Origin of the sequence: Ferrigenium sp. UT5 (genome assembly GCF_045866295.1) — a bacterium.
Taxonomy (GTDB): domain Bacteria; phylum Pseudomonadota; class Gammaproteobacteria; order Burkholderiales; family Gallionellaceae; genus Sideroxyarcus.
In genome coordinates this window covers 56,062-65,363 of record NZ_BAAFRY010000013.1, presented here as the reverse complement: position 1 = coordinate 65,363, position 9,302 = coordinate 56,062, and the positions used below count along the sequence as shown (strand labels likewise).

Annotated in this window: 7 protein-coding genes and 1 CRISPR repeat array; all 7 genes read right to left on the bottom strand. The window is 58.3% G+C overall.

Annotated elements, in window-relative coordinates:
• Positions 1-218 precede the first annotated feature (218 nt).
• A CRISPR array of direct repeats spans positions 219-1,595; the repeat unit is 37 nt; unit sequence GTTGTAGCTCCCTCTCTCACCCCGGATGAGCTACGAT.
• A gap of 62 nt (positions 1,596-1,657) precedes the next feature.
• The 7 genes from cas2 to ACKTSJ_RS06615 all read right to left on the bottom strand — a co-directional run bounded on the left by cas2 (position 1,658) and on the right by ACKTSJ_RS06615 (position 9,247).
• Positions 1,658-1,966, bottom strand: coding sequence for a CRISPR-associated endonuclease Cas2 (gene cas2 / locus ACKTSJ_RS06645; protein WP_407898600.1), 309 nt, complete (start codon positions 1,964-1,966; stop codon positions 1,658-1,660).
• A 27-nt stretch (positions 1,967-1,993) separates the two neighbouring features.
• Positions 1,994-2,899: a type II CRISPR-associated endonuclease Cas1 gene (gene cas1, locus ACKTSJ_RS06640; protein WP_407898598.1), complete on the bottom strand. Its 906-nt coding sequence runs from the start codon at positions 2,897-2,899 to the stop codon at positions 1,994-1,996.
• Positions 2,886-6,302: a type II CRISPR RNA-guided endonuclease Cas9 gene (gene cas9, locus ACKTSJ_RS06635; protein WP_407898596.1), complete on the bottom strand. Its 3,417-nt coding sequence runs from the start codon at positions 6,300-6,302 to the stop codon at positions 2,886-2,888. Before cas9 ends, cas1 begins: the two co-directional genes overlap by 14 nt.
• A 177-nt stretch (positions 6,303-6,479) precedes the next feature.
• Entirely contained in the window at positions 6,480-7,343 is an 864-nt protein-coding gene (gene rsgA, locus ACKTSJ_RS06630) for a ribosome small subunit-dependent GTPase A (RefSeq protein WP_407898594.1), read from the bottom strand.
• Positions 7,340-7,678, bottom strand: coding sequence for a 4a-hydroxytetrahydrobiopterin dehydratase (locus ACKTSJ_RS06625; protein WP_407898592.1), 339 nt, complete (start codon positions 7,676-7,678; stop codon positions 7,340-7,342). The genes rsgA and ACKTSJ_RS06625 overlap by 4 nt, the downstream gene beginning before the upstream one ends.
• A gap of 7 nt (positions 7,679-7,685) precedes the next feature.
• Positions 7,686-7,994, bottom strand: a complete 309-nt coding sequence (locus ACKTSJ_RS06620; RefSeq protein ID WP_407898590.1) for a c-type cytochrome — start codon at positions 7,992-7,994, stop codon at positions 7,686-7,688.
• Positions 7,991-9,247, bottom strand: coding sequence for a M48 family metallopeptidase (locus tag ACKTSJ_RS06615; RefSeq protein WP_407898589.1), 1,257 nt, complete (start codon positions 9,245-9,247; stop codon positions 7,991-7,993). The genes ACKTSJ_RS06620 and ACKTSJ_RS06615 overlap by 4 nt, the downstream gene beginning before the upstream one ends.
• Positions 9,248-9,302 lie beyond the last annotated feature (55 nt).

Here is a 9,302-nt window from a genome sequence, read left to right as displayed (position 1 = left end):
TGCGCACGGCGCGCTCGCGAACTTCGGGGGAATACTTCGGGGTGGGTTTCTTGTCCATAAGGGCTCCATTCTCTCAAGATTAGGAGCCTCCTCAAAACCCGGAGCGATTCACCTTTTTGATTTCATTCTCCATCCTAAAGAACAGAGTAGACATTCTTGCAAAACCGCGCGGTAGCGCGACGCTTGGGGGATGCCCCTTGCGGGCATCATCCCCAAGCGTTGTAGCTCCCTCTCTCACCCCGGATGAGCTACGATTACTGCGTTCGTTGTACTGGGCACGTCCGAGTTGTAGCTCCCTCTCTCACCCCGGATGAGCTACGATGTATGGCACGCGCACAACCGCGTGCCGGGGGTTGTAGCTCCCTCTCTCACCCCGGATGAGCTACGATACCAACGATGATGACCCCTGCGCCAGAAACGTTGTAGCTCCCTCTCTCACCCCGGATGAGCTACGATACAAGCCGCATCGAAACGATGTCCATCCGAGTTGTAGCTCCCTCTCTCACCCCGGATGAGCTACGATCGTAAGTGTCGGCAGGGCTGTATGCCCCTGGTTGTAGCTCCCTCTCTCACCCCGGATGAGCTACGATCACACGCCCTTGGGAAGCCACTGAGTCTTGGTTGTAGCTCCCTCTCTCACCCCGGATGAGCTACGATCCTGGCACTTTCCCATGCGGGTTCGAAGCGGTTGTAGCTCCCTCTCTCACCCCGGATGAGCTACGATCATGGTCGCAGTTTCCTTCTTCAAAGTGTCGTTGTAGCTCCCTCTCTCACCCCGGATGAGCTACGATCAAGGTCCGTTCCGGGACCGAGGCAGTGCTGTTGTAGCTCCCTCTCTCACCCCGGATGAGCTACGATAAGTTTCCTTGGCTCGGTATTCGGCGCGGCGTTGTAGCTCCCTCTCTCACCCCGGATGAGCTACGATGTCGAAAGCGAAATGCAAAGATAAGGATACGTTGTAGCTCCCTCTCTCACCCCGGATGAGCTACGATCAAGTGTGTCGTCAAGCGTGGTGTTGGCCTGTTGTAGCTCCCTCTCTCACCCCGGATGAGCTACGATTAAACAAGATTGGGATATGCCGGAAGCGACGTTGTAGCTCCCTCTCTCACCCCGGATGAGCTACGATCAAAAGTATAAACAGGTATTTCATAGACAGGTTGTAGCTCCCTCTCTCACCCCGGATGAGCTACGATTGTCGGGCTGAACGGTAAAGATAGTACCCGGTTGTAGCTCCCTCTCTCACCCCGGATGAGCTACGATCAACGTGCCGCCCAAGGCGCCGTAAGCGCTGTTGTAGCTCCCTCTCTCACCCCGGATGAGCTACGATGTCAAGACGTGGAGCGACCTGACCCAGCCGGTTGTAGCTCCCTCTCTCACCCCGGATGAGCTACGATTTTTTTTTATGAGGGCTGATGTCGCAAGGGGTTGTAGCTCCCTCTCTCACCCCGGATGAGCTACGATTTTTCCGGTCGTCACCATCTTGGTCATTTCGTTGTAGCTCCCTCTCTCACCCCGGATGAGCTACGATGCGTGCAGGCGCAAGGCGGCGGGAGCGCCGGTTGTAGCTCCCTCTCTCACCCCGGATGAGCTACGATAGACCCGAAGCAAATGCCCGCCCAGCCTAGGCTGGGCGGGCATTCTGCTTTCAAAAAATGATTCAGAACAGAAGCAGTTGGTTGGTCTTGAGGGCTTTTTCCTGAAAAAGCGGCAGGCCGACCAGCAGTTTCATGCTGGCGAATTGCTTTTCAGTGACAGAGAGGCAGCGCACCGAACCTTCCGGTGGCAGGTTATCTATTAGCCGTTTGTAGTGTTTCTCCAACGCATCGTTACCGTTCAGGATGCGGCCATAGACCGAGAACTGGATCATGTCGTAACCATCGTTGATGAGGAAGCGGCGAAACACGGTATAGGCGCGGCGCTCTGCCTTGGTGACAACGGGTAGATCGAAGAAGACAAGCAAGCGCATGAATCGCCGGGTCTCCGTGCTCATGGTTCAGCACTCCAATCGGTGCTGCTCCAATCCGATGAGGGTGGGCTGTTCGAGCAGCGTTTCGCTGCCGCCATCAATGATGCGGGCGAGGCTTTCGATCATTTGCTCGATGGCGGAAAGAACGGACATCTTGCCGCGCGGCATGCCCATATCCACATTGAGGATGCCGACCAAAGCCGCTTTGTCTTCCGGGCGCAATTCATCATCCAGTGGCGGTACCATCTTGTGGACGAACAAATCCACCAGCGGGCGGAAGGGCTCAATCACATCATCCGCCAGGTTGAAGGCATTCTGTTCGCTGGCGTGGAATAATCCGATGGAAGGCATCAGTCCATGCGCCACCAGTCCGCGCGCAATCGTGCCGCGCAACACCGCATAGCCGTAATCCAGCGCAGCATTGGCGAAGCGCGCCTGATCGCGGCGAAAATCCTTGCCAAACAATTGCGTGAAGTAAAAGAAAGAGGCCTGACCTTCGACGTTGTTGACATCACCAGAGCGCACGCGCCGCGCGTAGGAGTCCATCCTGTCCCCGCCTTCGCGCCCCAATAGTTTCAGGCAAGCAGATTGGTTGGCAATCTTCTGGCGCACGATAGTTGCCCAGGTTTGTTTCGCTACTGGACGCGGCAGGTCGAGTTGCAATCGCAGCCAGCGCGTGGCGCGGGAATGCGACAGGAAGGGGATGAACACGCCGCTGGGGTGATGCGTGTCGCCCGTGGCAAACAGGCTGATGCCATATTCGCCGCACGCGGAAAGCACCGGGTGGGTGAGCGTGATCTCGCGGTGATTGAGCACGATCACCGCGATGTCCTCAAATGGCACGAAGGCGGTTTGCGCTTGCTCAATGGCAAGGCGAAATTGCTCGCGCCGCAGTTTGGCTGGGCGCGAGATGACGACGCTACGCCAAGTCACGACGTTGCTCTGGCGGGGCGGGGTAACGGTTGCCAAGGACATCGACGTTGAATTTTTCGATGCTCAATGCGGTTTTAACACCGATGCCTTCAATGCTTCCATCTTTGCCAACGCTGAGATTGCGGTCATGCGCCCAGAGGTTGATACATCCCGTTCCTCGATGAGTGCTAGCGTAATAACCTTCACGGGTCTCTTTTTTCAGTTTTACGCGAACAAAGTCATTTGAATACAGCGAGAAGCAGAATTCAAAACTGTCGTCAATGAGTGTCCATTCATCTTCATCTTTAAAAGCCACAATCGCCCGATTCGGCAGCTCTCTTGCCACAGCATGATGTACATACACAGGCACAAGATGAAACTTGCCCGCTTTGGTGAATACATCCACCCGCACCATGGTGTCGTTCTTGGCGATGCCTCCGCGTATCGGGATGCCGGAGAGTTTGTCGATGACCATCGTCACGGTGCGTACGATGGGGCCGGTCGGGTTGCCGTCTTTGTCCGGTTTGCGTGGCAGCGCACGCAGTCGTTCGATTTTGGCCTGCTCGTCCGCGGTCAGTGCGCGCTTGGCTGTCTTCGCGGTTTTCTCGATTTCCTTGGTGCGTTTTTCCCGCTCCTCCCGTCTGGCAACCCAGTCGCGCAGCGCGGCGTAAAGTTTTTCATTGCGGTGCGGGTCGATCAATTTATCCACGTCGGCTGGCTTGAGGTCGGTGACGGCGACCTTTTGTGTTACGCCGCCTTGCGCCTTGAGGCTTTCCGGTTGCGCGTAGATGGTTTCCTTGTGCGCCGCGCCACTGTTGCGCCGTTGCGGCGCACGCGAGACGAATAGCGGCTTCACGGCTGCCAATGCCTCCGGCGGATAGGTGCCGAGGCGTGCCACCTCTTCGCGCAGCAACGCGGGGTCGTCGATTTTCAGGCGCGCTTCGAGTTCGTTGCGGAAATGCTCCCACGGTTTGGGAAAGTGCTGTTCCAGCCGGTCGAACATGGCGGGATTGATGATCTCACCCGTCTCCATGTCCACGAAGCCTTCGCGCACCTGTTCCAGTTCCTTGCGGCGCGAATAGTCCGATAGGCGCTTGACCATGCCGTGACTGCACGCCGCCACCACGGCGGCATCCAGTGCGTGGTGGCGGTCGCTGTCCCCGCGCACCTTGATCAATCCCCAGCGGGCGCGCAGGAAGGCGGTGAGCTGGCCACTGATCACGACACAACGCTTGGCTTCGCTGTCCTCATGCAGTTGCAGATACTGTTCAACGTAATTTTTGAAGAAGCGACAGATGTAGCGCGTGTCGTTGAGATTGCGCTCGCGGAATTCTTTCGCTTCCTTTTCGCCGAAGTCTTTGCGCAATAAACGGGTTCGTTTTGCAAGGCGATAGGCTTTGTTGGATTCAACGAAGCCCACGAATTGCCGCCAGCGTTGGCTATCGTCTTTGCCGCCCAGATATTCGAACGGGGTGCGATTGCCTTTGTCGCGGTTTTCCTTGGCGAATACCAGCACGCGGTTGTTCTTGCTGTCGTCGAAGCTGCGCGAATAAGGCAGCGCATGGTCAATCTCGACATAACCGTTCTCAAACAAACGATGCAGGTCTATCGGTTCGATGGAGTAGGCACACTTGCCCTGTTGTTCACGGTAAAGCTGGTACTTCTCGAACTCTTTGCCTTTGACTGCGCCAACGATATTGAAGGTGCTGGCAAACTCGGCTTTGTGTTTTTCATTGTTATCGCGGAATTCTTTTTGCAGCTTTTCCACTTCACGCCGCTCGTCGAGTGGGCGCGATAAATCCCGCGCCATCTCGATATGGACTTCATGCGGTGAGCCATATTCCTTGATGATGGCATTCACCACTTTGCGCGCTTGATTCAGCGCGCGTAGCACCACGGGATTGCGTGGGATGTCCATGTCATCGTTGAAGACCATGCGCCCATCTTTGTCGCGCCCCGAATAAAAAGGCGGCAGGTATTTGTGTTCACCCGCGCCCACCTTGTGCAACTGGCTGTGGTGATAGCCCGCTTTCACGCAGGCTTCGTCATAGCGTAGCCCGGCTTCCATCTGCGGCAGGATGGCGTAAAGCGCCTTGAGCGAGAGGTTGCTGAACTTGTCGAAGCGGATGTCGAGCAGGGTATCCACCAGCTCATCCTTGTTCGGCAGATCGAGCTTGCCGAGTTCGCGTGCGACCTCCACGTCCTCCTTGTACACGGTAAGCGCCCACGCGATCTGGTCGAGCAGTTGCGGCCTGCCTTCCAGCGCTTCGGTGGAAATCTTCTGCCACTCGGCTTCCAGACCCTTGTCCTTGAGCGTCTTGCGTAGTTCATGCCAGGCAGGGAGTTTGATGAGCTTGTCGGTTTCCGGGTCTTTGGCTTTTTCTTCGGCTTTTGCTCCGCTGGGGTAGGGCAGGCCGGTATAGCGGAACGTCTCGGGCAGGCATCCTGCCTTGACCAGCGCATTGCGCAGTTGCTTGTAGGTCAGATCGCCCGCCTGCTGGTACGGCAGCGGCAAGGCGATGCGGCGCTCCGCTTCATTCAATGGCCGGGTCGTGCCGTTCACCATGATGCGCAGATTGTTGAGCCGGGTGAGCCAGACATGGCGCTCTGCGGTGAAGCTGGCTTTGGGCGCGCGGTATTCGCCTTTCTCGAAAGTGCAGTGGCCCAGCATTTTCAGCAAGTCCTTGCCTGACAGCGGCGGCTTCTGCGCCCAGAACAGCCCGCTTTTCCTGTCTCCGTTGCCGAGGATGGCGGTTTGCAGTTCGGCGCTGGTGTGCGGGTTGCCCAACTCGCGTTGGCGCTTGAACAGCAGCGCAAATTCATCGTTGAGCAATACGCGGGAGAGCGCCTTGCTGTAGTCGCCCTGTTTGTTGCGTTGCGCGTCGGGGAATTCGGCCAGCACCATCTCGGCGGCGCTGCGGTAGCTCTTCTCCTGCATCAGTTTCTTGGTGCCAGCCAGCCCATTCTTGACCCTGCCGCCTTCGTTGTCGTTTTCCGCCGCTTTTTCTTCGGCACGGCTAATCCAGTGAAAGCCGCGATGCTTGCACAGGTGGTAGATGACGCGCGTCCATTCTTCGTTATTCAGTCGGCGATCAAGCGCCTCGACGCGCAGTTGCCACAACGATTGCGTGTAAGGCTGCTGTTTTTTGAACAGGTTGGCATCGGCAATCAGGCCTTCGCGCTTCAGCAGCCTCGCCAGCTTGGTCAGCCGCCATGCTCGGCGGCGCAGACGGCGGCGCAACAGGCGCGCAGTGCGTCGAGCGAGGTTAAGCGATTCTCCTTCTTTCGCGGTCTCGGCCTTGTCGAAACAGCGCACCCCTAGATCGACGATGCGGGTTTCATTGAGCACACACCAGCCAACCGAGGCGATGCCGATATCCAGGCCGAAAGTGAGGGGGCCGAGATTTTTATGCTTGCTTGTCATTCTTCTTCTCCCTTATGATTCGCCACGTAGCTTATCCGGGGTGAGAGCCGTTGCTACAATAAAGATAAAGCCGAAAGGCTGAATCTGTATCCGAAAACCCGACGGGGGAACCCGTCGGGTTTTCATTTTGTGGGTTGCGTTGGCTTGGTGCAAGCCTTGTGGAATGGGCAGTGTGTGTTATGCCGCGCTGATCTGCTGAAACAGCGCCAGTCTCCTGCGATCTATTTTGCCTTGTTCGGCGGCGGTCAGGATCGCGCAGTCCGGTTCGTGCGAATGGCTGCAATTGGCGAAGCGGCATTGGCCGAGATAGGGGCGGAATTCGGGGAAGTTTCTTTCCAGCGCGGCAAAATCCAGGTGGTGCAAGCCGAACAGTTGCACGCCGGGACAGTCGATCAGGTCGCTGTCCGGGTTGAGGTGATACAGCCTTGCGTGGGTGGTGGTGTGTTTGCCGGAATCTAGCACGGTGGATATTTCGCGGGTGGCGGCCAGCGCCGCGGGAATCAGCGCGTTGACCAGGGTGGACTTGCCCATGCCGGATTGTCCGACCAGCACGCTGGCGTGTCCTTGCAGATAGGGCAGCAGCGGGGCGACATCCTGTTTTGCCGACAACTCCAGCACGTGATAACCAATCTTCGTATATGGCGCGAGTTGTGCGCGGGCCGCGACGACTTGTGGCAGGTCGCTCTTGTTCAGCACGATCAGGATTTCCAGCTTCTGGTCGTGGGCGGCGAGCAGGCAGCGCGCCAGCAGTTCGTCGTTGAACGAAGGCTCGCTGGCGACGACGATGATGAGTTGCGTGACGTTGGCGGCGATGATCTTCTGTTTCCAGGCGTCGGAGCGGTAGAGCAGGCTGGTGCGCGGCGCGATGCGGTCGATCACGCCCTGACCGGTGCCGGTGCGGGAGATCTCAAGGGTGTCGCCACACGCCACCTCGCTTTTCTTGCCGCGCGGCACGCATTCGAGGATTTCCCCATTCGGCAATTCGGCCAGATAGTGGCGGCCGAAGGCGGCGATGACGCGTCCTTGCAGCGCGTTGCTCAAGGTTTGAACAGCGCGTCCACTTTGGCGGCGCAGATGAAATCGTTCGCGGACAAACCGCCGACGCTGTGGGTGGAATATTCCACGCGGCAGGTGTTGTAGCCGACCGCGAGTTCGGGGTGATGGTCTTCGCGGTGCGTCATCCACGCCAGCGCGTTGACGAAGGCGATGGTCTGGTAATAATTCTTGAACTGGAAGGTCTTGCTGATTCGTTGGTCGTTTAATGCCCAGCCTTCAAGCTGTTCGAGCAGCGCGCGCGATTCGTCGTCGGTCAGCGCGGGCGTGCCTGCCGCGCAGGGTTTGCAGTGTGTTGTTGCCAGGTCGTGCAGGTGTGTCATGGCGCTCTCACTTGAAATGATAGTAGGTCTGGTTCAGGTGCGCGGCCAAGTCCTGTTCTTCCTGTGGAGTGAGATGTGCGCCCACCATGCCGGAGCAGAACTTGATCTGCGGAATCAGGTCGGCAGCGCTGCGCACTTTGTGATCCGGACGGGTGAAAATGGCGCTGCCGTCGCCGCCCATCTTGCCTTCGTGGCAACTGCTGCATTCGTATTGGGCAAACAGCCGCTTGCCATTTTCGCTATTCCCGTCGGTAAATGGGGCGGCGTTTGCAATAGTGCCGGTGGCCAGGAACAGCATGAAGAAATAATTTTTCATTTTGATTCTCCTGTTTGTTGCAGGTGGGCGATGCGCACCGGCGCGGGCGGATGCGATTCGTAGAACGTAGCGTATAACGGATCGGGGGTCAGCGTCTTGGCGTTGTCCTGATACAGCTTGACCAACGCGCTGACCAGCTCCCGGGCATCAGTCTGTTGCGCGGCGTAAGCATCGGCTTCGAATTCGTGCTTGCGCGACCAGGCGGAGGCGAGCGGGTGCAGCAGAAAAGTGAACACCGGCAGCGCCAGGAAGAACAGCAGCAGTGCGGTTGACGTCGTTTGCGCTTGCACGCCCAGCCCCTGATAGAACCAGGGGGCATGCAGCAATTGCGCCAGCAGCCACAGGAAGCCGAGGCTGATGGCAAAGGTCAGCGCGATGCGTTGCAACACGTGATGCCGCTTGAAGTGTCCCAGTTCGTGCGCCAGCACGGCGTCAATCTCCGCCGGCGCGAGACGATGCAGCAGCGTGTCGAAGAACACGATGCGTTTGGTTTTGCCGAAGCCGGTGAAATAGGCGTTGCCGTGCGCGCTACGGCGGCTCCCGTCCATCACGAACAAACCGCTGGCGGCAAACCCGCAACGCGCGAGCAGTGCCTCGATCCGGGATTTCTGCGCCTCGTCCCGGAGCGGCTCGAACTGGTTGAACAGCGGCGCGATGAACGTCGGATACAGATACAGCAGCAACAGGTTGAACGCCACCCACACGCCCCATACGTACACCCACCACGCGTCGCCCATCTCGCCCATCAACCACAGCACGGCAAGGAGCAAGGGCAGACCAATCACCACGCCCAGCAATAACGCCTTCAGCGCATCCATGAAATACAGGCGCAGCGTCATCTTGTTGAAGCCGTAGCGAGCCTCGATGTTGAACGTGCGGTACAGATCGAATGGCATCTCCAGCAGCGATTGCGCCAGCAGCACGGCGGCGATCAGCGCCGCGCCCTGCAGCAGGGGATGGGCGACGAAACCCGAGGTCGTCTGGTGCAGCCACTGGATGCCGCCGCCGAGGGTGAAAACCAGCAGCAGCGCGGCGTCGAACAGCACGGTCAGCATGCCGAAGCGGGTCAGCGTCGAAGTGTAATCGGCGGCCTTGTGATGGGCGGCGATGCCGATTTGTTCGCGGAAGGCGGCGGGCACCTCGGCGCGGTGTGCCGCGACATGGCGCAACTGCCGCCGCGCCAGCCACAGCTTGACCGCGACGTTGGTCAGCAGGACAAGCACGAACACAAGGCTGAAAGTATCTGGGGTCATATTTTGGCTGGCTGGAAGCGGGCGCGCTGTGCCACAATGCGCACCTCATTCATTG

Bases quoted from the DNA above. Each gene is read 5' to 3' on its own strand.
- ACKTSJ_RS06625 (WP_407898592.1), bottom strand. From the start codon at position 7,678: ATGACACACCTGCACGACCTGGCAACAACACACTGCAAACCCTGCGCG.
- cas9 (WP_407898596.1), bottom strand. From the start codon at position 6,302: ATGACAAGCAAGCATAAAAATCTCGGCCCCCTCACTTTCGGCCTGGAT.
- ACKTSJ_RS06620 (WP_407898590.1), bottom strand. From the start codon at position 7,994: ATGAAAAATTATTTCTTCATGCTGTTCCTGGCCACCGGCACTATTGCA.
- ACKTSJ_RS06615 (WP_407898589.1), bottom strand. From the start codon at position 9,247: ATGACCCCAGATACTTTCAGCCTTGTGTTCGTGCTTGTCCTGCTGACC.
- cas2 (WP_407898600.1), bottom strand. From the start codon at position 1,966: ATGCGCTTGCTTGTCTTCTTCGATCTACCCGTTGTCACCAAGGCAGAG.